Source organism: Nocardia sp. NPDC088792, from assembly GCF_044750615.1.
GTDB lineage: Bacteria > Actinomycetota > Actinomycetes > Mycobacteriales > Mycobacteriaceae > Nocardia.
In genome coordinates, this window is sequence record NZ_JBIVKC010000004.1 from 984,096 (window position 1) to 1,006,032 (window position 21,937).

At 66.4% G+C, this 21,937-nt stretch carries 25 protein-coding genes; 12 read left to right on the top strand and 13 right to left on the bottom strand.

Going from position 1 to position 21,937, the window contains the following annotated elements; all coding sequences use genetic code 11:
• Nucleotide 1 precedes the first annotated feature (1 nt).
• The 3 genes from ACIP5Y_RS31315 to ACIP5Y_RS31325 form a co-directional block, all read right to left on the bottom strand.
• A complete protein-coding gene (locus tag ACIP5Y_RS31315; protein WP_400355520.1) occupies nucleotides 2–379 on the bottom strand; it encodes a DUF427 domain-containing protein in 378 nt (125 codons plus the stop codon).
• A 60-nt stretch (nucleotides 380–439) separates the two neighbouring features.
• A complete protein-coding gene (locus ACIP5Y_RS31320) occupies nucleotides 440–1,153 on the bottom strand; it encodes a GNAT family N-acetyltransferase (RefSeq protein ID WP_400355522.1) in 714 nt (237 codons plus the stop codon).
• 86 nt (nucleotides 1,154–1,239) lie between these two features.
• The gene (locus ACIP5Y_RS31325) at nucleotides 1,240–1,902 is read right to left on the bottom strand and encodes a GntR family transcriptional regulator (protein WP_400355524.1); all 663 of its coding nucleotides are present in this window, start codon (nucleotides 1,900–1,902) and stop codon (nucleotides 1,240–1,242) included.
• A 148-nt stretch (nucleotides 1,903–2,050) separates the two neighbouring features.
• Here ACIP5Y_RS31325 and ACIP5Y_RS31330 point away from each other — a divergent pair, with 148 nt between their 5' ends.
• From ACIP5Y_RS31330 to ACIP5Y_RS31360, 7 genes are all read left to right on the top strand, one after another.
• Nucleotides 2,051–2,962: a dihydrodipicolinate synthase family protein gene (locus ACIP5Y_RS31330; RefSeq protein ID WP_400355526.1), complete on the top strand. Its 912-nt coding sequence runs from the start codon at nucleotides 2,051–2,053 to the stop codon at nucleotides 2,960–2,962.
• A gap of 43 nt (nucleotides 2,963–3,005) precedes the next feature.
• Complete coding sequence (locus ACIP5Y_RS31335) at nucleotides 3,006–4,574, top strand: aldehyde dehydrogenase (NADP(+)) (protein ID WP_400355527.1); 1,569 nt, start codon at nucleotides 3,006–3,008, stop codon at nucleotides 4,572–4,574.
• Nucleotides 4,571–6,019, top strand: coding sequence for an FAD-dependent oxidoreductase (locus ACIP5Y_RS31340; protein ID WP_400355529.1), 1,449 nt, complete (start codon nucleotides 4,571–4,573; stop codon nucleotides 6,017–6,019). The genes ACIP5Y_RS31335 and ACIP5Y_RS31340 overlap by 4 nt, the downstream gene beginning before the upstream one ends.
• A complete protein-coding gene (locus ACIP5Y_RS31345) occupies nucleotides 6,016–6,330 on the top strand; it encodes a (2Fe-2S)-binding protein (RefSeq protein ID WP_400355531.1) in 315 nt (104 codons plus the stop codon). The genes ACIP5Y_RS31340 and ACIP5Y_RS31345 overlap by 4 nt, the downstream gene beginning before the upstream one ends.
• Complete coding sequence (locus ACIP5Y_RS31350; protein WP_400355533.1) at nucleotides 6,327–7,784, top strand: NAD(P)/FAD-dependent oxidoreductase; 1,458 nt, start codon at nucleotides 6,327–6,329, stop codon at nucleotides 7,782–7,784. Before ACIP5Y_RS31345 ends, ACIP5Y_RS31350 begins: the two co-directional genes overlap by 4 nt.
• Nucleotides 7,784–8,785 (top strand): proline racemase family protein, encoded by a 1,002-nt coding sequence (locus ACIP5Y_RS31355; RefSeq protein ID WP_400355535.1) that lies wholly within the window; start codon nucleotides 7,784–7,786, stop codon nucleotides 8,783–8,785. The genes ACIP5Y_RS31350 and ACIP5Y_RS31355 overlap by 1 nt, the downstream gene beginning before the upstream one ends.
• Before the next feature lie 65 nt (nucleotides 8,786–8,850).
• Nucleotides 8,851–10,269: an amino acid permease gene (locus ACIP5Y_RS31360; RefSeq protein ID WP_400355536.1), complete on the top strand. Its 1,419-nt coding sequence runs from the start codon at nucleotides 8,851–8,853 to the stop codon at nucleotides 10,267–10,269.
• Between the two features lie 89 nt (nucleotides 10,270–10,358).
• On the opposite strand, the gene ACIP5Y_RS31365 is transcribed toward ACIP5Y_RS31360, so the two are convergent.
• Nucleotides 10,359–10,841: a hypothetical protein gene (locus ACIP5Y_RS31365; RefSeq protein WP_400355538.1), complete on the bottom strand. Its 483-nt coding sequence runs from the start codon at nucleotides 10,839–10,841 to the stop codon at nucleotides 10,359–10,361.
• A gap of 383 nt (nucleotides 10,842–11,224) precedes the next feature.
• Here ACIP5Y_RS31365 and ACIP5Y_RS31370 point away from each other — a divergent pair, with 383 nt between their 5' ends.
• Nucleotides 11,225–11,404, top strand: coding sequence for a hypothetical protein (locus tag ACIP5Y_RS31370; RefSeq protein ID WP_400355540.1), 180 nt, complete (start codon nucleotides 11,225–11,227; stop codon nucleotides 11,402–11,404).
• A gap of 140 nt (nucleotides 11,405–11,544) precedes the next feature.
• Here ACIP5Y_RS31370 and ACIP5Y_RS31375 read toward each other — a convergent pair whose 3' ends face one another.
• The 3 genes from ACIP5Y_RS31375 to ACIP5Y_RS31385 are packed head-to-tail and all read right to left on the bottom strand — an operon-like array spanning nucleotide 11,545 to nucleotide 13,062.
• Nucleotides 11,545–12,006 (bottom strand): SRPBCC domain-containing protein, encoded by a 462-nt coding sequence (locus ACIP5Y_RS31375; protein ID WP_400355542.1) that lies wholly within the window; start codon nucleotides 12,004–12,006, stop codon nucleotides 11,545–11,547.
• Nucleotides 12,007–12,015: 9 nt separating this feature from the next.
• The gene (locus ACIP5Y_RS31380) at nucleotides 12,016–12,720 is read right to left on the bottom strand and encodes a dihydrofolate reductase family protein (RefSeq protein WP_400355544.1); all 705 of its coding nucleotides are present in this window, start codon (nucleotides 12,718–12,720) and stop codon (nucleotides 12,016–12,018) included.
• Nucleotides 12,721–12,723: 3 nt separating this feature from the next.
• Entirely contained in the window at nucleotides 12,724–13,062 is a 339-nt protein-coding gene (locus tag ACIP5Y_RS31385) for an ArsR/SmtB family transcription factor (RefSeq protein ID WP_400355546.1), read from the bottom strand.
• Between the two features lie 151 nt (nucleotides 13,063–13,213).
• Here ACIP5Y_RS31385 and ACIP5Y_RS31390 point away from each other — a divergent pair, with 151 nt between their 5' ends.
• Nucleotides 13,214–14,227 carry an adenosine deaminase gene (locus ACIP5Y_RS31390; RefSeq protein ID WP_400355548.1) on the top strand — a complete coding sequence of 338 codons (1,014 nt, stop codon included), beginning with the start codon at nucleotides 13,214–13,216 and terminating at the stop codon, nucleotides 14,225–14,227.
• Between the two features lie 164 nt (nucleotides 14,228–14,391).
• On the opposite strand, the gene ACIP5Y_RS31395 is transcribed toward ACIP5Y_RS31390, so the two are convergent.
• Entirely contained in the window at nucleotides 14,392–14,550 is a 159-nt protein-coding gene (locus ACIP5Y_RS31395; RefSeq protein WP_400355549.1) for a hypothetical protein, read from the bottom strand.
• A gap of 298 nt (nucleotides 14,551–14,848) precedes the next feature.
• Nucleotides 14,849–15,463 carry a helix-turn-helix domain-containing protein gene (locus tag ACIP5Y_RS31400; protein WP_400355551.1) on the bottom strand — a complete coding sequence of 205 codons (615 nt, stop codon included), beginning with the start codon at nucleotides 15,461–15,463 and terminating at the stop codon, nucleotides 14,849–14,851.
• A gap of 184 nt (nucleotides 15,464–15,647) precedes the next feature.
• Between ACIP5Y_RS31400 and ACIP5Y_RS31405 the strand changes: the two genes are divergently transcribed.
• A complete protein-coding gene (locus ACIP5Y_RS31405) occupies nucleotides 15,648–17,033 on the top strand; it encodes an MFS transporter (protein ID WP_400355553.1) in 1,386 nt (461 codons plus the stop codon).
• A gap of 28 nt (nucleotides 17,034–17,061) precedes the next feature.
• Here the strand turns inward: ACIP5Y_RS31405 and ACIP5Y_RS31410 are convergent, their stop codons facing one another.
• From ACIP5Y_RS31410 to ACIP5Y_RS31420, 3 genes are all read right to left on the bottom strand, one after another.
• On the bottom strand, nucleotides 17,062–17,283 hold the full coding sequence (locus ACIP5Y_RS31410) for a hypothetical protein (protein WP_400355555.1): 222 nt from the start codon (nucleotides 17,281–17,283) through the stop codon (nucleotides 17,062–17,064).
• A 26-nt stretch (nucleotides 17,284–17,309) separates the two neighbouring features.
• Entirely contained in the window at nucleotides 17,310–17,711 is a 402-nt protein-coding gene (locus ACIP5Y_RS31415; RefSeq protein WP_400355557.1) for a hypothetical protein, read from the bottom strand.
• Between the two features lie 79 nt (nucleotides 17,712–17,790).
• A complete protein-coding gene (locus ACIP5Y_RS31420) occupies nucleotides 17,791–18,612 on the bottom strand; it encodes an alpha/beta fold hydrolase (RefSeq protein WP_400355559.1) in 822 nt (273 codons plus the stop codon).
• Between the two features lie 527 nt (nucleotides 18,613–19,139).
• Between ACIP5Y_RS31420 and ACIP5Y_RS31425 the strand changes: the two genes are divergently transcribed.
• Both ACIP5Y_RS31425 and ACIP5Y_RS31430 read left to right on the top strand, forming a co-directional pair.
• Nucleotides 19,140–19,757 (top strand): helix-turn-helix domain-containing protein, encoded by a 618-nt coding sequence (locus ACIP5Y_RS31425; RefSeq protein WP_400355561.1) that lies wholly within the window; start codon nucleotides 19,140–19,142, stop codon nucleotides 19,755–19,757.
• A gap of 105 nt (nucleotides 19,758–19,862) precedes the next feature.
• Nucleotides 19,863–21,314, top strand: a complete 1,452-nt coding sequence (locus ACIP5Y_RS31430) for a protein kinase family protein (RefSeq protein ID WP_400355563.1) — start codon at nucleotides 19,863–19,865, stop codon at nucleotides 21,312–21,314.
• Nucleotides 21,315–21,450: 136 nt separating this feature from the next.
• Here ACIP5Y_RS31430 and ACIP5Y_RS31435 read toward each other — a convergent pair whose 3' ends face one another.
• Nucleotides 21,451–21,840: a DUF1801 domain-containing protein gene (locus ACIP5Y_RS31435; RefSeq protein WP_400355565.1), complete on the bottom strand. Its 390-nt coding sequence runs from the start codon at nucleotides 21,838–21,840 to the stop codon at nucleotides 21,451–21,453.
• Nucleotides 21,841–21,937: the final 97 nt, after the last annotated feature.

Consider the following 21,937-nt stretch of genomic DNA (forward strand, 5'->3'; position numbering starts at 1 on the left):
ACTACCGGCTATCGACCACGACGTCCACTCGATCGGTATAGAAGGCCGCGTGGCCGGCGATATCCGCGACGGAGTCGTACGGCTCCGGGTAGAACCACACCGCGTCGGTCAGCTCACCGTCCGGCAGGCTGATCGTGTAGTACGAGGCGTCTCCCTTGTAAGGGCAGTACGTCTGCGTCGTGCTGGCGGTGAGCACCTTGCTGTCGATATCGGCGAGCGGAACGTACTGGACTGCCGGGTAGTTCGCTTCCTGCAAGGTCAGGGCGCCGGTGGTGTCGGCGAGAACGGTCTCGCCGACACGCACCACGACGCGGCGGCCCGTCTTCTCGACGGTGATCGGGTGGTCGGGTCCGGGGATCTTCGGTTGCCGTGCGGCCATGATTTCTCCTCCTCTGATGAGACCAGTCTGTACCTCGCGGGCGGCGGGCGCCGCCGGCGGTCAGGAAAGCGGCGCTTGGACGAGGGTCAGCATGGAGCGTTTGCGCAGGGTGAAGCCGAGGGTTTCGTACAGGCTGATCGCCGTGACGTTATCGGCGCGGGCGTGCAGGAACGGGGTTTCGCCGCGGGCGCGGATTCCGGCGCCGACCGCGCGAATCAGGCGCGATGCCAAGCCTTTTCCGCGGAATTCCGGGTCGGTGCAGACGGCGCTGATCTCGGTCCAGCCGGGCGGGTGCATGCGTTCACCGGCCATGGCGACCAGTCTGCCGTCGATACGGATTCCCAGGTAGGTGCCCATTTCAATGGTCCGCGGCGCGTACGGGCCGGGTTCGGTCCGGGCGATGAGCTCCAGGATTTCCGGAACATCCGCCGCGGTCAGCACATCCAGGTCCGGATCGGGAGCGACGCGCAGGGCGCTGCCGTCCATCTGCACCGAACCGAATGCGCCGCGCACGACCCAGCCGGACGGGGGCACATGGCCGAAGCCGCGCAGCGCGGTGCCGCCGCCGGGGCCGAGCAGGGTGGCGAGGTCGGTCCAGTCCTGATCGTCCAATTCCGGTGGGTGGCCGACGAATTCGGCCACCTCGGGGTCATAGCGGCCGACCCGCCCCACCCAGCCGGCGAATCGGCGATGCGCTCCGCGTAGCGACGTCCGGATCGGATCGTCGAGCGGATGCAGGGATGTTTCGAGATCGACGATCGATTCAGCGGTCACCACACACTCCTCCACAACACAGACAACCAGTGAACGTTAGCGCTGCGCACGACCATCGGGAATGGTTGTGCGCAGTGCGATTCCGCTCAGTCGGCGGGCCTGGCCCAGCGGCCGCGGGCCTGGCTGATGTGGGTGTGCATGAAGGCTTCCACGGCGTGCCGATCACCGGATTCGATGAGGTCGACGATGGTGAAGTGTTCCCGGGCCACGTCGACGAGTTCCCCCTTCTCGGCGAGCGAGGCCAGGCCGAAGAGGCGGGTGTGGTCGCGGAGGTCGGAGACCAGGGTGGTGACGCGGGGATTACCGGCGTAGCCGAGCAGGGTGAGGTGGAAAACCTGGTCCGCCGCGGTGTATTCGACCAGGTCACCGCGTTCGGCGCCGGCGACGATCTTGGCCGCGAGGTCGCGGAGCAGCGGGAAGTCGGCGGCCGGGATCAGCGGGGTGACATCGCGGACGATCGGGGGTTCGAGCAGCAGGCGGATCTGGGTGATGTCGTCGAGATCCTTCTCCGCGACCTCGGTGACGCGAAATCCCTTGTTGGGCACGATCGAAATGAGGTTCTCCCGGGCCAGATCCTGCATCGCCTCGCGGACGGGTGTGGCGGAGACGCCGAATCGAGCGCCGAGGGTGGGCGCGGAATACACCACGCCGGGCTCCATTTCACCGGCGATGATGGCCGCGCGCAGCGCCCGGGAGACCCGGTCGCGCAGGCTGACCTTCTCCATCTGGGTGAACTGGTCGATGCTCACGTGATCGCTCCCCACGGCTGATTCGATCGGTCCCGGAAATTCTATGCCATGTCACGTTGCATAACCGAGCACAACCCCTTGCGTGACCCCGGCCACACCGACTAGCTTCAGTGCAATGTCACACAGCACTGAAGGATCGGAGGCCGCAATGCCCGAAACGACCACGTCATCGGTGGACAAGCCCTGGCACGGGGTACTGGTCGCGACGACCCTGCCGTTCAACGAAGACCTCTCGGTCGACTACGACGCCTACGCCGAACACGTGGCGTGGCTGGCGGGCAATGGCTGCCACGGCGTGAGCCCCAACGGCTCACTCGGCGAATATCAGACCCTCGGCGACGACGAGCGCGCCAAGGTGGTGACCACCGCAATCGCCGCGGCCCCTGCGGGATTCACGGTCATGCCGGGTGTCGCGGCCTACGGGGCCCTGCAGGCGCGCCGGTGGGCCGAACAGGCCGCCGAAGCAGGGGCGCAGGCGGTCATGCTGCTGCCGCCCAATACCTATCGCGGCGGCCGGGATTCGATCCTCGACCACTACCGGACCGTGGCCGCGGTGGGCCTGCCGATCGTGGCCTACAACAATCCGATCGACACCCGCATCGACCTGACCCCCGACATCCTGGCCGAACTGCACGCCGAAGGACTGATCGTCGGCGTCAAGGAGTTCACCGGCGACGTGCGGCGCTTCTACGAGATCAAGGAACTCGCACCGGAACTCGATGTGCTCGTCGGGTCCGACGATGTGGTGCTGGAACTCGGCATCGCGGGCGCGGTCGGCTGGGTGGCCGGATACCCGAACGCCATCCCGCAGGTGACGGTGGAGCTGTACAACGCCGCGGTGAACCGGGACCTGGACAAGGCGCTGCCGCTCTACCGCGAGCTGCACAAACTGCTGCGCTGGGACTCCAAGACCGAATTCGTGCACGCCATCAAGCTGTCGATGGATCTCGCCGGACGGCCGGGCGGCGGCTGCCGGCCGCCGCGGGTGCCGCTCGCACCGGAGCTGGTTGCGAAGATCACCGCTGATACCCGCGAAGTGCTGGCCAAGGGCTACCGGTAACGGGAGATACACGGGCCACGGCGAATACGGAAGTGAGCGCACGATGACGAGCAAGGGCACGACCGCGGGCGACGCCGCGGAGGCGATGACCGGCGGGGTTGCCGCCGGCGCGGAGTCGTCTGGGGTCGGGATGGCCGATCAAGCAGCGGTGGTCGCCGATCGAGCAGCGGTGGTCGCCGATACGGGTGCGGAGGAGGTCGATGCCATCGTCGAATCTGTCGCTCGGGTCGCCGGCGACTGGGCCGCAATGACGTTGAGTGATCGGGCCCGGGTGCTGGAAGGAATCGCCGACCGGCTCGACGCGCAGGCCGCGGAGCTTATCGAAATCGCAGTGCGCGAAACGCGTCTGGGCGTGCCGCGGCTGACCGGTGAAGTGCGGCGCACCAGTTTCCAATTGCGACTGTTCGCCCAACTGGTGCTCGACGGCAGTTTTCTCGATGTGCGCATCGATACCGCCGATCCGGACTGGCCGATGGGTGCGCCGCGACCGGATCTGCGCCGCATGAATATTCCGATCGGCCCGGTGCTGAACTTCGCGGCGAGCAACTTCCCGTTCGCCTTCTCCGTTGCCGGTGGAGATACCGCGTCGGCGCTGGCCGCCGGTTGTCCCGTCATCGTGAAGGGCAATCCGGGGCATCCCGAGTTGTCCCGCGCCGTAAGCGGGCTGATCGACGAGGCGCTGGCCGAATGTGGCGCTCCCCCTGGCGTCTTCGGCCTGATCCTCGGTCGCCAGGCCGGAGTGCAGGCGCTCACCCACCCCGCGGTGAGCGCGGTGGCATTCACCGGCTCGACGGCCGGCGGACGCGCGCTCTATGACCTCGCGTGCGCACGACCGGTGCCGATTCCGTTCTACGGCGAGCTGGGATCGATCAATCCGGTGTTCGTGACTCCCGGCGCAGCCGAGTCGCGGGCGGCGGAGATCGCCTCGGGACTGCTGACCGCGGTGAGTTCCAGTGCAGGACAACTGTGTACGAAGCCCGGCCTGGTAGCGGTGCCTGAGGGGGCTCCGGTGCTGTCCGAGCTGAGCAGTGCCGTTCTGCCGCCGACGGGTGAGTTCCTCAACGAGCAGATCGCCGCCGGATACGCGAACGCCGTCGAGCAGGTGCGCGCGCATCCGGACGTACGGGTCCTGGCCGGTGGACGCCCAGGAGAGGCGTTGCTGCTGGCAACCACGGCACACGCGGCATTGTCGGACCCCGATCGCCTGATGCACGAGATGTTCGGCCCGGCAACGCTGCTGGTGACCTACCGGGACACAGCAGAACTGCTGACACTCGCCCACTCGATGCACGGTGAGCTGACCGTATCCATCTTCGGCGAGCAGGCCGACGAAACGACTCGCACCCTGTTCACCGCCGCGACCAGGGTGGCCGGTCGAGTCCTCTGGAACTCGTGGCCCACCGGACTCTCGGTGACGTACGCGCAGCAGCACGGCGGCCCCTACCCGGCCACCACCGCGCCGGGCACGACTTCGGTTGGCACTGCCGCGATTACACGATTCCTGCGCCCGGTGACCTACCAGTCGGCCCCCGAGGAACTGCTACCCGAACCGCTGCGCACCGCAAATCCCCTCGCGGTGCCACGCTCGGTGAACGGGGAACGCGCGCAATGACTCCGGACTCACCGGGCGCGACCCCCGAACCATCCAGCGCGACTTCCGAACAACCGGACGCGCCCCCCAGACCGTCCGGCGCGACTCCCGAACAACCGGACGCGACCCCCGGACCGTCCGGCGCGGGTGTCGGACAACCTGACGCTAGTCTCGGTCCATCGGGCGCGAGTCTCGGCCTGTCCGGCGCGAATGCCTCCCCGACCGCCGCGGCGTCCGCCCCGTTCGCCACAGGTCTCGGCTGGCGCGAGGGCGTCTCGTCGACCGGTAGCGATGTGCTGATCATCGGTGGCGGCATGATCGGTTGTGCGCTCGCGGATCGGCTTGCGCTCGAGGGCATGTCGGTGCGGGTCTGCGAGGCCGGGGCGCTCGCTTCCGGGACCACCGCGCATGGTGAGGGCAATATTCTCGTTTCGGATAAGGGTCCGGGGCCGGAGTTGGAGCTCGCGTCGTTCTCTCGCGGGCTGTGGCCGGATGTACTGCAGCGCATTGTCGGGCGGCTGCCCGAGGATGCCGCGGGCGTCGAGTGGGAACCCAAGGGCGGCATCGTTGTTGCCACCACGGAGGCTGGGGCGGCCGCGCTGGAGGAGTTCGCCGGCAGACAGCGGGCGGCTGGAGTTCGTTGCGAATCGCTGGATGCGGACCGGCTGGCCGCGGCTGAACCCGCATTGACGCGGGAGGTTACCGCGAGCGTCTTCTACCCCGACGATGCTCAGGTCCAGCCAGTCGGTGCGGCGGCGGCTCTGATCGGGTCCGCCGTCGCGGCCGGGGCGATTGTCGAAACACGGTGTGCGGTAACGGGACCCATCGCCCGGGACGGGCGGCTGGTCGGTGTGCGGACCAGCCGGGGTGCGCGCTATGCCGATGTGGTGATCAATGCGGCGGGGCCGTGGTCGGGCCGGGTGTCCGAACTGCTGGGCGCGCCGATCGCGGTCAAGCCCAGGCGCGGGGACGTGCTGATCACCGCTCCGCTGCCGCCGACCGTATTCCACAAGGTCTACGACGCGGATTATGTAGGTGCGGTGGGTAGTTCGGATGCCGCGCTGCAGTCTTCGGCGGTGGTCGAGTCCACCCGGGGCGGTCCGCTGCTGCTGGGCTCGTCGCGCCGTCAGTGTGGTTTCGACGATCGGCTGCGGCCGGACAGCCTGGCCGCCATCGCCCGTAAGGCCTTGCGGCTGTATCCGGTGCTGGCGGACGTCGCGATCATGCGCGCCTACGGCGGATTCCGGCCGTACGTCGACGATCATCTGCCGGTGATCGGTCCCGATCCGCGGCTGCCGGGCCTCTGGCATGCGACCGGCCACGAGGGGGCGGGGATCGGTCTCTCGGTGGGCACGGCGGAACTGATCGCCGCCGCACTCGCGGGCCGCCCCAAGGAGGTCGATATCACGGCCTTCGCCGTCAACCGTCCAGCCGTCATCACCGTTCGGGAGCAGGTGTCCCTATGAGTCCCAGCATGATTCCGCCCGAATCCGATCGTGTCGGCCGCGCGGACCGGCCGTTGACGATCGTCATCGACGGTGTCGAGCTGCGGGGTGTATCAGGCCAGACCCTGGCTTCCGTCCTGCTGGCTGCGGGCCGCTCGCAGTGGCGGACCGCGCCGGACGGTGCGCCGCGCGGCGTGTTCTGCGGGATCGGCATCTGTTTCGACTGTGTCGCCACCGTCAATGGCGTGCCCGATATCCGGCTGTGCCGGCGGCCGGCGCGTGACGGCGACAGCATCGCCACCCAGACCCGCGTCTTCGAGGGGGAACTGTGACCAGGCACGTGGTCGTGATCGGCGGCGGCCCGGCCGGTACCGCCGCCGCGGAATCGGCACTGCGGCACGGGGCTTCCGTGACGCTGATCGATTCCAACGAGGCGCTCGGCGGCCAGTACAACCGGCGCATTCCCGCCCTTTTCGGAGTGCGCAGGCCCTTGTCCATCGGGCACGGCTACCGGGCGGCGGCGGATCGTGCGGCATGGCTGGCGGCGCATCCGCGCTGCGAGTACCTGCCCTGGGCGGCCGTCTACCAGATCGAGCGGCATCTCGAAGGTGGTTGTCCCGCAGTGCGATTGCTGATCGGCATCGAAGGCGAGCAGCGCACGCAGCGCGTCGTGCAAGGTGACGCCCTGGTGATCGCAACGGGCGCCTATGACCGGGTGTGCCCGTTCCCCGGCTGGGATCTGCCCGGCGTCTACACCGCCGGTGCCGCGCAAACCCTCGCCAAGACGCAACGACTGCTGGTGGGCCGATCCGTATTGCTCTCCGGCACCGGGCCTTTCCTGCTTCCGGTCGCCCAATCGCTGGCCACGGGCGGTGCGGACGTACTCGCCATCCTGGAGGCCAATCCCGCCCGGCAGATCCTCCGCCAGTGGGCCACGCGGCCATGGGAATTACGGCACAGCCTCGGCAAGGCCGGCGAGCTGGTCGAATATCTCGGTTCCGGTGTCCGACATCGCATTCCATTGCGCACCTCGACCGCGGTCGTCGCGGTGGCTGGAGACGGCCGGGCGGAGGAGGCCACCATTGCCCGCCTCGATGAGAACTGGACGCCGATCCCCGGCAGCCACACGACGATCCCGGTCGACGCGGTCGCGGTATCGCACGGATTCACCCCGCAGCATGAACTCGCCGTCGCCGCGGGCGCGCAGCTGACCGGTGACGGCTTCGTCCGGGTCGACGAGCACCAGCGAACAACCGCCGAAGCCGTGTGGGCAGCAGGCGAAATCACCGGCATAGGTGGCGCGCAGGTGTCGGCGATCGAAGGCCGAGTCGCCGGAATGAGCGCCGCCGGAGCCGATCCCAGCGAGGATCGCGCGCTAGGTTCCCGACGCCACACAGCGGAGCAGTTCGTGACCCGCCTCGCCGCCGCGCACCCTATCCGCCCCGGCGTCCTGACCTGGTCGAAACCCGACACCGTGATCTGCCGCTGCGAAAGCACCACCCGCGGCGACCTGACCGCCGCCTGGACCCATGCCGCGGGCGGCGGATACCGGTCCGCCAAGCTGGCCACCCGCGCCGGACTCGGCCCCTGCCAGGGCCGAATCTGCGCGGCCGCCATCGCAGCACTGCGAGAACACGTACGCCCGGCCGACCACAGCGAGTGGCCGGACGGGGGTCCCGAGCACACGACCCCCGGTCTGGCCGCGGCCACTCCCGCGTGGCGGCCGCTGGCCGCTCCCATCCGCCTCCGTGAACTAGCCGATCTCGATACCGAAGGACAGCCCTGATGCGTAGCAGCATGATCATCTCCGCTATCGATACCCATACCGAGGGCATGCCGACCCGGGTGATCACCGGTGGGGTCGGCACGATCCCGGGCGCGACCATGGCGGAGCGGCGCACGTATTTTCTCGAGCATCTCGATGGATTGCGGAAGCTGCTCGTCAATGAGCCGCGCGGGCATGCCGCCATGAGCGGGGCCATCCTGCAGCCGGCGACCACTGCCGACGGGCATTATGGTGTGTTGTTCATCGAAGTCAGTGGGCTGCTGCCGATGTGCGGTCATGGCACCATCGGGGTGGCGACCGCGCTGGTCGAGGCCGGGATGGTGCCCGTCACCGAACCGGTTACGGAGATCCGGCTGGACACTCCAGCGGGACGAGTGGTCGCCACGGTGAATGTCACTGCGGGGCACGCTGATTCGGTCACTCTACGGAATGTGCCCGCCTACTGCGACAGCCTCGACAATGCGGTCGAAGTGCCGGACCTGGGTACGGTGCGCTATGACATGGCGTATGGCGGGAACTTCTACGCCATAGTCGATCTCGGCAAGCTAGGCCTGCCGTTCGACCGCGCGCACAAGGACCGCATTCTCGACGCGGGGTTGCGGATCATGCGGTCCATCAACGAGTCCCGCCGCCCCGTGCACCCCGACGACGAGCAGATCTCCGGTTGCAAGCATGTCCTGTTCCTGGACCCGGCCTCGGAGCCCGCGCACACCCGCCATGCCATGGCCATTCACCCCGGCTGGTTCGACCGGTCCCCCTGCGGCACAGGCACTTCCGCGCTGCTGGCCCGCCAGCACGCGCGCGGCCTGCTGTCCGGTGATCAGCCGCTGCGCAACGATTCGTTCATCGGCACCACCTTCCATGCGCGGGCCGTGGACACCACGACCGTCGGCGGGCGTCCCGCGATCGTGCCCGCCATTACCGGGCGCGCCTGGCTGACCGCCACCGCGAACTATCTACTCGACCCGTCGGACCCGTTCCCCGAGGGTTTCGTCTTCTGACGCAATCGATTTCACGCCCCTACGAGCACACAGTTTCACCGATCACCACCCGAAAGGCCACGACAATGGCTGTCGTAACCAAGCGCACGCGCGCTCCCATGACCATGAGCGGCGTGCTGCGGCGCATGCCCGTGAACGTCCCCGATACCGGCGATTTCAAGAAGAGTATGGGCCTATGGCAGTTGGTGGCGCTGAGCCTGGGTGGGCTGGTCGGCGCGGGAGTCTTCTCGCTCGCCGGAGTCGTGGCCAATGAAGTCGCCGGGCCGGCGGTGCTGGTCTCGTTCGCCATCGCCATCATCGCCTCCGCTGCGGCGGGCCTGTGTTATGCCGAGTTCGCGGGCATGGTGCCCAAGGCGGGTTCGGCCTACACGTATTCCTATGTGGCGCTGGGCGAGATCATCGGTTTCATGATCGGATGGGATCTGCTGCTGGAGTACACCGCCATCGTCTCGGTCGTCGCCATCGCGGTGTCGGGGTATTTGAACTACATCACCCACTACATCGGATTCGATTTGCCCACTTGGGCTCTCGGCGCTCCGGGTTCGGGTCATGGTCACCGCGTGGATCTGTTCGCGCTGTTGCTGTGCTTGCTGCTCGCTTTCCTGCTCTCGCGGGGCACACGTGAATCCGCCCGTGTGCAAACGGGTCTCGTCGCGGTGAAGCTGGTGATCGTGGCGGTGGTGATCGTTGCCGGTGTCTTCCATATCAAGTCGGGCAATTACACGCCGTTCTTCCCGTTCGGTGTCGGTGGCGCGGTCTCCGGTGCGGCGCTCGCCTTCTTCGCGGTCTACGGCTACGACGCGATGAGTGCGGCCGCCGAGGAGTCCAAGGACGGTAAGCGGCTCATGCCCAAGGCGATCCTGATCAGTCTGGGTATCGCTTCGGTGATCTACCTGCTGGTGTGCCTCGTCATCGTGGGCATGGTCAACTACACCGATATCGCGGTGTCCTCACCGTTCTCGAGTGCTTTCGACTCGGTGGGCATGGGGGTTCTCGGCCTGGTGATCGCGGTCGGCGCGGTCGTCGGCGTCACCACGTCGGCGTTCGCGAATATGCTCGCCGTTACCCGGGTGGGCTTCGCCATGAGCCGAGACGGCCTGCTGCCCTCCTATTTCGGTAAGAGCAGTGCCCGCCGGGTGCCCACGCGCGTGATCTGGCCGGTCGGTGTCGTCTCCGCGCTCATCGCGGGCTTCCTCCCGATCCGGCAGGCGGCCGAACTCACCAATATCGGAATCCTGATGGCGTTCATCGTCGTCGCGCTGGGCGTGATGCGGCTGCGCAAGACGCGCCCGGACGCCGATCGCGCGTTCCGCACCCCCTGGGTGCCGGTGGTCCCGCTCATCGGCATCGGCTTCTCGATCTGGCTGATCAGCGAACTCACCCTGATCACCTGGGTGCGTTTCGTGGTCTGGCTGGTGCTCGGCCTGGGCGTGTATTGGGGCTTCGGCTACCGGAATTCGAAGCTCAACGAGGTCGCCGCCTGAGTCGGCATCTCACCGGAGTGCGGCCTCGCCGATGGATTCGGCGGGGCTCATTCCGTCCAGCGCGGCCGGTAGCTCCGACAGCTGAAGCATCAGGCGGCGTCGCAGGCGTCGCCCAGTTTATTGAAGGTGTCACTGTTCGCGAATCCGCCGAAGGCGAGCATCGCGGCCTTGAATTCCTCCGGCGTACTGGCGTTCACGACACCATCACCGAGCTTCGCCAGCGCTTCGATGCCGTTCTTCACCTGCGGATTATCGGTGAGGCCGGCATCGGTGCGGATTCGCGCGGTAAGGGTTTCGAAGTAGCTCTGGATCATGGCGCCGTTCCCACTCGTCGCCTGCGCGGTGAATTCGTCCTTCTTGGTGCCGAATTCGCTCAGCGCGGCGCTGAGATCGTCGCATGCTTTCTTCGTTCCCGCCGCAGTGCCCGCAGGCTTGGCGGAACCGGTCGTGGTCGACGCGGCGGCGCTGGTGGTCGTCGAGGCCGCCGCCTTGTCCGAGCCGCCTCCCGAGGAGCATCCAGCCAAACCCAGCACCGATACGGCGGCCACGGACACCACGATCATTCGCTTCACAACAATCCTTCCGTCGAGTTCCACTGCCGGAACGTCTTTCACGAGAAGGATCGGCGACCGATCATGACCGATTCATGACGGGCGGAATCACTCTTCCGGGTCGCGCAGCAAAACAGATCCTCGACTACGTCGGCGGGATCCTGGTCGTTCCGTAATCGGTTCTGGTACACCAATATTGGCGAGAAGTTCGCGCCTGACTCGAATCCGCCGACATCCCGCTACAGCATTTCGTTCTCCATTTCGAACTACGCGCCATTCGGCAGTCGAGGACGTTCCGCCGGACTCGGATCGGCACGGCTGGTTGATCTTCCGCTGCCTCACGCCGGCCGGTTCGGTCAGCGTGGCATGGGCAGGTGCGGGCATTCGAAAGGCAGGATGGACCCATGAGCGCACACGCAGGCCTGCTGCTGGCGATCACGATCCCCGCCGGCGGCCTGGTCGTGTTCGCGCTGGTCTTCTTCCTGCTCGGCCGTAGGATGCGGCGGCTGCGTCGCGAAGGTCGTATCACGTACCCCGCGAAGACCACACCCGGCAGCAACGACTTCTCCAGCCCCGCCATGTGACCCCGAGCGGCCCTGGAATCCTGAACTTTGGCCCGAACGAAGTACTCGCACCGACGTCTTGACATAGAGGGGAGCCATGAGCGGATGCTCGTTGCTGCTAGCGCGAGTTTCGCGGATTCGGACTGAAGCTCACCGAGTCGTCATCGAAGGTAGTTGCCTAAAGCAGCGAGCAGCCCCGCGGTGCCTTGCTCGCGGTTCGGCCCGTCGGCCCAGAACTGGTCGAAGAAGACGCCGTGCTCGGTGTGGGTGAACCGAGTGCCCTCCGCGATCGGCTCGAACTCCAGAGAGGCCACCGATGTTGACATGTGAGCCCCGTCGATCCACATGTCGTACGTCGTGACGATGCGGATGTGCTCGACGATATCGGTGTAGGTGGCCTCGTACCGCGACACCGGACCGTCGTGGAACTTCCCCTCGGCGACATCGCGGCCGCCGACGCGGAAGTCGAAGGCCCACTCGCCGGGCTCCGCAGCATCGCCGGCGCCCCACCAGGCCAACTTCTGTTGCTCCTCGGCGAACGCGCCCCAGACGCGCTCAACGGGAACCGGATAGCTGCGAGTCAGGGTGAACTCGGCACGCGCGAGTCGGCGTTCGGTCATCATGTGCGCGTCCTAACGGGTGAACGTGACGTGGATCGTGCCGCTCTCGCCCACTTCCGTCGTCACCTTGTGGGTGAGGTCGAGACCGCCCAGATCGTCCCACAGCCCAGTTCCCCGGCCCAGGACGATCGGCGCGACCATGAGGTGCAAGTCGTCGACCAGGCCGGCGCGCAGGAAGGCGCGCGCGGTACCGACGCCACCGCCGACGCGCACATCCCGACCACCCGCGGCCTCGGTCGCCTCGGCGAGTACGTCCTCGATCGCGCCACTGCGGAAGTGGAACGTCGTCCCACCCTCCATCGGGATCGACGGCCGCGGGACCACCCGGTACGGGTATCCACCCGGCGCGGCCGGTTGTGACCAATCCTGGCGTCGCAGTGTGTTGGTGAGGACATAGACCGGCGTGCCGAACGGCGGCTTGTCACCCCACCAGCCCTTCCAATCCGGGTCGCCGGGGAACGCGTGCAGCCCGAACATGCCCGCGCCCATGATCTCGGCTCCGACTCCCTCGAAGAACGCGGCGGTGTAGCGGTCGTCGACGCCGGTCGTGCCGGCGCCGCTGGCGTCGCCGAACACACGCTCGCGGAACGTGCGGGTCGCAACGTGTCCCGCCGAGAGGCGCCCCCAGTCCTCGCCCATCGGATTTTCGGGGGAATTGTCGGTCGCCGAGGTGAAGCCGTCCAGCGAGACGAACAAGTCGATGCGAACGCGGGTCATATTTCAGGTCTCCTTCGAATCGGTGCGGGTCAGGTGGATTCCGAGCCGGTCGGCTTGGTGTTCCGCGGGGGTTCGTAACTCTCCGAGCCACAGGTGCAGGACATCGAGCGCACCCGGTCGCAGGCTCACAGTGCGAACCCGCCCGAGCTTGTGTGACGTCACCAGCCCGGCGTTCTCGAGGACACGCAGATGCTGCATCAGTGACGGCAACGCCATCGAGAACGGTGTCGCCAGCTCGGATACGACGGCCGGCGACTTCGCCAACCGCTCGACGATGGCTCGACGCGTCGGATCCGCGAGAGCGCGGAGCAACGCGTCGAGTTCACCATGATACTTAGGCACAAACCTAAGTATCATGGCGGTGTCGGGATTCGTCAACCGGTTCGACTTCGGCGTGGCGTGGTCGTGGTGTCCGTCCGTAGGGTTGAGGGAGCGTGGTAGCGCGGTCGTGGTCCCGAGATGGCTGTTGGGTTGAGAATGAGGGGTAGCAGGCGTGGATCCGAGTGCCTTCATTGCCGGGCTGCCCAAAGCGGAACTGCACGTACATCTGGAGGGCTCGATCGAGCCCGATCTGATGTTCGCGCTGGCGAAACGCAATGACATCGAGTTGCCTTGGGCATCACCGGAACATCTGCGGGCCGCCTACGATTTCCGCGATCTCCAGTCCTTCCTGGACCTGTACTACCAGGGGTGTCGGGTGTTGGTCGGTGAGCAGGACTTCTATGACGTGACCTTTGCGTACCTGCGACGGGCGCGGGCCGGCACCGTGGTGCACGCCGAGATGTTCCTGGGGCCACAGAGCTTCCTCGAACGAGGTGTCGATGTAGCCGCAGTCATGAACGGAACCCTGGCCGCGATCGACGATGCCCAAGGCGAGTTGGACATGTCCGCCGGCCTGGTGCTCAGTGCCCAGCGGCATCGGTCCGAGACGGACGCATTCGCCCTCTTGGAATCGGTCCGGCCCTGGGCGGACCGCATTCTGGGGTTCGGGCTGGGCGGCGCCGAGGTGGGCAATCCACCAGCGAAGTTCGCGCGGTTCTTCGCCGAATGCGGCCGGCTGGGGTTGCATCGCACGGCCCACGCGGGCGAGGAAGGCCCGGCGTCGTATGTGCGCGAAGCCCTGGACATCCTGGAAGTGGACCGCATCGATCATGGTGTGGCGTGTATGGACGATCCGTCGCTGGTCGCCGACCTCGTCGCCGGGGCTGTTCCGTTGACGGTGTGCCCGCTCTCGAATCTGCGGCTGAAAGTGGTGCCGGCACCGGCCGCACACCCGGTGGCGGCCATGCTGGCCGCCGGACTGCGGGTCACGATCAATTCCGACGACCCTGCCTACTTCGGTGGTTACGTCAACGAGAATTTCCAAGTCTGCCACACCGAGATGGAGCTGTCCCGCGACGACCTGGTCACCGTGGCCCGCAACAGTTTTCTCGGTTCGTTCCTCCCCGCTGAGCCAGCTCAGCGATGGGCGCGCGCCGTGGACGCCTACTCCACCGCATCCGCGTAAACCCATTTGTCGCGTGGGATCGACACGGCCCGTTGATCTTCCACTGTGCCGCGCCGGCCGGTTCGGTCAGCGCTCCATGCGGCATGTCAGTGCACTTATCGGCAATGTCCGGGCGCTTTGAGGATGGTCGTTGACCTATGCCGAGGGTCCGTTCGTGTGTCGGACTATTTCCATTCCCGCACGAGGATCGGCTCCGGAATGTCGACCGAGGTGCCGAAAGCCAACGGATAGTCCTCCATCGGACCGTCGTCGAACTCCTCCGAGTCGCCGGGCTCCAAACGTGACTGTGGCTGTGCGGATTCTTTGGGGTTGGTCTCAGCCATGATGTCCGCTCCTCGCTGAATGAGGCGTTTACCTGCGCCGATCTTACCGTGCCGATGAGTGAGCGGGATGTCTTCGGCAACGTTGCACAACGTCTCCATCACCGGGGTGCTTCGCCCTGACATCGCCAGTAGCGCGCGTTTGGAAGCACTGGCGGCCAACCGGTTTGGGCGGTCGACCAACGCGCGGGTCGCGGCAAAAGCGGATGCTTGCCTCGACTGAAGCCCGGTATGCGGCAGGGTGTAGATCGCCCCGCGTCTCCGAAGTCCAATCCGCGTTGGTAGATCCGTCATACGGCAGTCAGAGCGGCTGCCCCTGCGTGGCGTGCGGCTGCTTGTCGGGTCCGGGGGCCGGAAGGTTCGCGGTGGGGGTGTGGGTGGCGACGATCAGCACTTCGGCGGTCTCCTCCCCGGTATTGCTGACGATATGGGGCAGATCGGCAGGGAAGTGGACCGTGTCGCCGGCTGTCAGGGAAACGAGTTTCTCGGTGTCGATGGTGAGGTCCACGGTGCCGGTGAGAACGCACAGGAATTCCTCTCCTGCGTGGCGAGCCTCGGGTATCGACGAACCGCGTTGCAGGGTGAGCAGCAATGCGTCGAGGCCGGGGTAGCGGCCACTCAAGGTGGATGCTTCGCCGCCGGCGATGTGGCGGGTTATCCGGTCCGCGTTGCGGGTGAGGTGATAGCGGCTGGTCTCTTCGCCGTCGACGAGTTCGCTCAGTGTGACGCCGAAGGCACGGGCCAGTTCGATGAGGGTGCCGATGGACGGTTGCCGTGCGGCCGACTCGATCCTGGACAGCTGGGTGGTGGACAGATCGACGCGAGCGGCGAGGGCGGCCAGGGTCCATCCTCGCTCGCTGCGCAGCTTGCCGATCCGCCGTCCGATCCAGCCGGTGTCGATTTCGCTCTCTGGCATGCGGCCAAGTTACCGCAGAAATCGACGCTGTGCGGCCACAGAGGCAAGACATATTGCCAGTGAGGTCGCGGCAGCGTCGGACCGATATCCGATAGGGGCCTGGATCAGAGCGCCCGCTCGCCGGGTCTCCGCGATACAAACTCGCCGGTATGGTTATCCGGTTCTACGGTGAGGAGTTTGCACGATGAGTACTCGCGGGCCAGGGTCTCGGACCCGGTCGGGGCCGGCCGGGTTGCGACGTGTCGTGGCTGCGTCCATGGCCGGAACCGTTGTCGAGTGGTACGAGTTCTTCCTCTACGGCACCGCGGCGACCCTGGTCTTCAGCAAGGTGTTCTTCGCCGAGGGAACCGGTGAGATGAATGCCATCCTGGTTGCCTTCGCCACCTACGCGGTGGGTTTCGTGGCCCGCCCGCTAGGCGGAATCGTGTTCGGGCACTTCGGAGATCGCTACGGTCGTAAGGGTTTGCTGCAGCTGAGCCTGATCCTGGTGGGTACTTCCACCTTCCTCATGGGCTGTCTGCCGACCTTCGCGCAGGCGGGTTATCGGGCGCTGGCGCTGCTGGTGATCTTGCGGTTCATCCAGGGTTTCGCGGTCGGCGGGGAATGGGGTGGGGCGGTCCTGCTGGTCGCCGAGCACAGTCCGAGCCGCAGCCGGGGATTCTGGGCGTCGTGGCCGCAGGCGGCCATGCCGGCGGGCAATGCACTGGCCACGGTGGCGTTGCTGGTGCTGACCTCGATCCTGCCGGAATCGGCCTTTCTGAGCTGGGGCTGGCGGGTGGCCTTCTGGCTGTCGGCAGTGCTCGTGCTGCTCGGCTACTACGTGCGCGCCAAGGTCACCGATGCGCCGATCTTCGCTGCCGGGCAAGCCATTCCGATGCCGCAGCGGCGCGCGACTTCGAGCGTGATCGAGGTGCTGACCCGCTATCCTCGCGAGGTGTTCACCGCGATGGGGCTGCGTTTCGGTGAGAGCGTCCTCTATTACATGGTGGTCACTTTCTCCATCACGTATCTGAAGGTCCATGTCGGTGCGGACACCAGGATGATCCTGTGGTGGCTGCTGGTCGCGCACACCGTGCATTTCGCGGTGATTCCCCTGGTCGGCAGGCTCAGTGATCGTTACGGCCGGCGGCCGCTGTATCTGATCGGCGCGCTCACCGGCGGTATGTGGGGCTTCTTCGCGTTCCCCATGATGGACAGCAAGCAGAGCTGGGTAATCCTGGCGGCCGTCGTCGCCGGGCTGGTGTGCCATGCCTTCATGTATGCCGGACAGCCCGCGCTCATGGCGGAGATGTTCCCGACTCGGATGCGGTATTCCGCTGTGTCCCTGTGCTATCAGGTGACACCGGTGATAGCCGGCTCACTTGCCCCGATCATCGCGGTGCGGCTGTTGGATGTGTACGGATCGTCCGTGCCGATCGCGGCATACCTGGCGGCGTCCGCCGCTGTCACCGTAGTGGCGTTGCTGTTCTTCCGGGAGACGCACGGGGCCGACCTGACCGAGGTCGATCGGGCCGACGCGGACAGCGTTGCGGCAGTGCCGGTCCCGCGCATCGTCGTCGTATCGGCGTGACAGCACAAGCGTGGATTTCGGCCGAGTCTCAGAGGCGATTGAGCACAACGGCGAGGGTGCCGACCATCCCCAGGATCGAGGTCACGCCGACGTGCATCCCGATCGACACACGGATGTCCTTACCGCGCGGAACCGGCATGCCGGTGTAGTAGAGCACGCCGCGCAGGCAGAAGCGGCCGTTACGCCTGGCGCATCGGCCATCGCCGGCCGGCCTGCCGTTGTCAGGGGCCGCATTATGGGTCCCTGACAACGGCAGTGGTTGTGCGGCCGAACGCATTACGCGGCGTCGAGGGCTGCGGTGATCTTGCGAGTCATGTCGGCCATGGCAGCGGTGGGTCGGCCCTGCTGGGCGGTTTCGATGGCCACGAGGACGGTCCTGCGGAAGTTGTCGGTCTCGGCCGGCGCCTGATCGGCGAGCAGGTCGATGGAGGCCGTCAAGGCGGGAAGCACATGCTCGGAGATTTCGGCGACGGACTTACCGTCGAGGTTCACGGCCTGTCGCTTCTCGGACAGTACGCGCCCGACCAGCCCTGTTGCCGACGCCAGGGCGACGGTGCCGGTGGTGGCGATCTTGTGGGGTGAGCTGCCGGCAGCGCCGGCAGCGGCCAGTAGCGAGACCGCGCCGTAGGCGGCGGTGCGCAGGGTCATCTTGTCCTGGTCGGTGAGAGTGATGGACATAGCGGTGTACTCCTTGAATTCGTTTGTGGTGGAAGTCAATTGCCCGAGTTGATGGAATGACCGAGAGTGAGCGCGTCGGTCAGCGGTTGGATATGGCCTGTCGGTCGAGAGTTGCTGTCTCGCGCACGGTTTCGGCGACGGCCCGGAAGTCCTTGGCCAGGATCTTGCTGTGGTTGCTGGAGACCTTCGCGCTGACCTTCAGATTCGAGTTACGGGCGAGTACCGGTTCGAGTGAGGCTCGCACGGCTTCCATCTCCCCTTCGCTGCCGCCGAGGTTGCCGCCCGTGGCCAGGACGTAACGCACCGGGCAGCTCACGCGCTCGAGGACCGGCGCGAGAGCGGCGCAGAGCTCGTTGAGCTCGATGTTGATCTCGGCATGCTGATCAGCGCTCATCCGCGCGGCCAGACCCAGCGGTCGCAGCAGCGGCATGAGCGGCCGAGTCTGACGGAACAGCTTGCGGATCCGCTCCTTGCCTGCCTCGTCGGTCAACCCGTACGGTTGCGCGCCGTCGACCGACACCACCCCCGCGACGCGGTCGGGATGGCGCTCGGCCCAATGCACCGCGACCAGCGCACCGTAGGACCAGCCCACCAGGATCGGCCGCTGCTCGACTCCCCGCGCCGCGAGGACGGCGTCGACATCGCGCAGGCACGCTTCGAAGGAATAATCCGCCGAGGTCTTCGACTTGCCGCGGGCCCGCTCGTCGAAGGTGATGTGCCGCAAGCCGGGACCGAGGTCGGCGATCACGCGCTTCCAGTCCTTCTGGGTTGCGTAGGAGCCGTTGAGGTAGACGACAGGGATGCCGGGACCACCGGTATCGGTGACGGCGAGGACCGTATCCTCCACCGGCACCATGCCGATCCAGGTCGAATCGGCCGCGGAAGTGCTGTTGTCGGTCATATCGAGTTGCTCCTTGGTCTGCTTCGTGTGAAGTGCTGGTGAGTAGTTGGTCTGCGGTGGGCGGCGGTGGTGAGGACCCCGGCAGGCGGGGCTCGATGAGCTCGATGACCACTGCGATGGGTCGATGAGGGCAGCCGACATCCGCCGCCGGACATGCGGTGCGGGATTGCGGATGCCAAGGTTCGATGTCGGTGCACGCGTCACCACGGTCGAGGCAGGCATGGCCTCATGGGCAACGGTGTCGCGGCACCCGAAGGGGCACTGGAGAGTTCGCCGGACAGGGCCGGGCGGGCCGCAATCGAGCTGATCGTGGCGGCGGTAATACTTGCGCTGTCGACTCGATTCGTTACGAATCCATCAGGAGCACAAGCTGTTTCGCAGGTTACGCGTTTATGGTCGAGCCTTCCTGGATGGCCGCCGAACCGATCCGGTGGCGGTGTGCGACAAGCATCGGATACCGACCAGCACTTGTCAACCTCAGAGGTAAATTGCTTTGCCTATGAGGCAACAAGGGGTAGATTGGGCTCATGCCAGAGCGTGAGATCGATGCCGGATGGATCGGGCGGCGCATCGCCCAGCTACGTGGTGAGCGAGGATGGACCCTTGCCGCTCTCGCCGGTCGTGTCGACCTGTCCACCACTCAGCTGTCCAGAATCGAGTCGTCCGCACGGCAACCGTCCCTGGGCACACTCATCGAACTGGCCCGCACATTCGGGGTCACGCTGAGCGAACTCGTCGAAGACGAGACCACCACCGTGTATCACCTCACCCGCCGCGCGGACCTCGTCCCCAGACAGATCGCCGGCGGTGAATTGTCAACTCTGAGCGGGCACTTCCCCGGTATCGAAGCACTGCACCTCGCGCTGCAATGCGGCTCGGCGACACCGGAGGCCCAGCATTCCGGCGAGGAATTCCTCTGTGTGCTCGCCGGCACCGTGGGCGTCACCCTCAACACCGACACCCTCGACCTCGATCGTGGCGACGCACTCCAGTTCCCGGCGCGCCTGCCCCACGTCATCAGCAATACCGGTGAGGAAACCGCCGAAGTGCTGATCATCTCCACGCACATCTTGAACAGTCAAACGCCCGGCAGCGGCGAAACACGCGGCCAGAAGCGGCGCGGCACAGAGGAACTGTCGATCTGACCCTGCGTGCACACGGGTCCCAGTTCGACCGCGGCAACCAGTCCGCGAAAATCGCCGCCAACCACCGCAACAGTCCCCAAGACCGAGGATCCAGACCGCTGGCGGTTGGTCATCCATCGCGCAATCGGCATATCGGCGGAAATTCGCAGCTCACGGCGGGTTCGTATTGTTGTAGATGCTGCCCCCGAAGAGGCGGACTCCTATGCTGGCCAGCGCATCCGAGCCGCCTCCTGCCCCAGTGCAGGTATCCCCCGCACTACCTGGGATCTCGCGGCGAATGGCGAAGACGAACTTCTCGAACCCTTCACGTGCCGCTGTCCTTTCTCGCTGCCACCCCGCCACATCGAGGTGTTGCTCGCAGACGCGGTAGATAGGCTGACTGTTGATTGCAGCAGAATCGCCAGTGCAACTGGAGGGTTGATCGTGGTGATGCACGATGGGGAGGCGATCTCTCGCGACGCGGCGGCGACCTGTGACATGTCGCGCCCGGAGCGCCTGCGCGTCCACGGTGCCGTTTCTACGGCGCTGGCGCTGCACAGCGATCACGCGTTGCGCGAGCTCGTGGATGCGGCCGCGCCGATAGGCGTTGGTATCGGCGGGAAGTCGGCGCTGCTGGAGATCGCCGGAACGCCGGTTTTCGTGAAGCGAATACCTCTCACCGACCTGGAACGGCGGCCGGAGCATGTCCGGTCCACGGCGAACCTGTTCGACTTGCCGCTGTTCTGCCATTACGGCGTCGGCCTCATCGGTGGGGCGGGCTTCGGGGCCTGGCGGGAGCTCGCCGTGCACACCATGACGACGGATTGGGTGCTCGCTGCCGAACGTGAGGGCTTTCCGCTGATGTACCACTGGCGGGTGCTGCCGGACACGACGCCGCTGCCGACCGAGCTCGCCGACATCGATCGTGCCGTCGCCTATTGGGACGGCCGACCGCAGGTACGCCACCGGATCGAGGCCCTCAGGGACTCTTCGGCGAGCATCGCGCTGTTCCTGGAATACATCCCGCAGACCCTGCACGAGTGGCTGAACGCCCAGATCGAGGCGGGCGATGAGGCCACCGACCGGGCCTGCGCCATGGTGGAGCGGGAACTGGCCGCAGGCACCGCGTTCATGAACTCCCGTGGGCTGCTGCATATCGACGCGCACTTCTGGAACATCCTGACCGACGGGCGGCGCCTCTACTTCGCCGACTACGGCCTCGCGCTCTCCTCCGGGTTCGACCTCTCGCCGCGGGAAGCCGCGTTCTTCGACCAGAACCAGAGCTATGACCGTGGCTTCACTGCCACCTACCTGGTGAACTGGCTGCTCACCGCCCTGTACGGGGTGGAAGGCCGGGAGACACGCACCGCGATGGTGCGGGCCATCGCCGAGGGCAGGCCGCCGGAGGGCATCCCCGAGGGAGCCGCCGCGGTCCTCACTCGGCATGCGCCGGTCGCTGCGGCGATGTCCGCATTCACGCGTGCGTTCCAGCAGACGAGTCGGAGCACGCCGTATCCGGACGAGGAGATCCGCCGCCTGCTGGACGGCCAGGCTGCTGTGTTCGTTCAGCCGGTGTGACGGACCCGGGACAGCAGGTGGGCCCGCTCGCCCGGATCCTTTGCAGCCCCGGCGCTTTCGGACCGGTGGTAGCCCGGTCGACGACTTGGACGGGCCGCCGTCTCCGTGTTGGTGCCCCGGGAAACCCGCGGCGAAGCTAACCTTTCAGCTTGCGCCATCCCCCAGCCCGGTTATTGGTAATGATCTGTCGAAACATCGCGGACAACGCTGCGGCGTTCACCGTCTCACCGGCGTACACGGCCATTGTGCGGCCCGTGCTGTTGGTATGTCCGCCGGTGATGATCGCCTCCGGATCCGGCACGATACCGCCGTCGTAGAGAAACACATTCACGTGATCCTTGGTCGCGAGCAGCGCACAGATATTGCCTTGCAAGACGAAATACGGTTGGACAGTGCGCTTGATCGTCTCGACGACCTCGGGATCGGCCGCGTGCACCAGTTCCCGGACCTGTTGGCAAATCTGCTGTTGCCACTGCGGCAGCGCATCGATGTAGGCATCCACCCGCGGGTCGGCTACAAACGTCATAGCTGACGACAGTAGCGCGCCGCCCACGCAAACTGACCGCGAGTTCGCCGGCCTCGGATGGCCACGGCTGTGGCGGGGGCCGCACCGGCAGCACGAC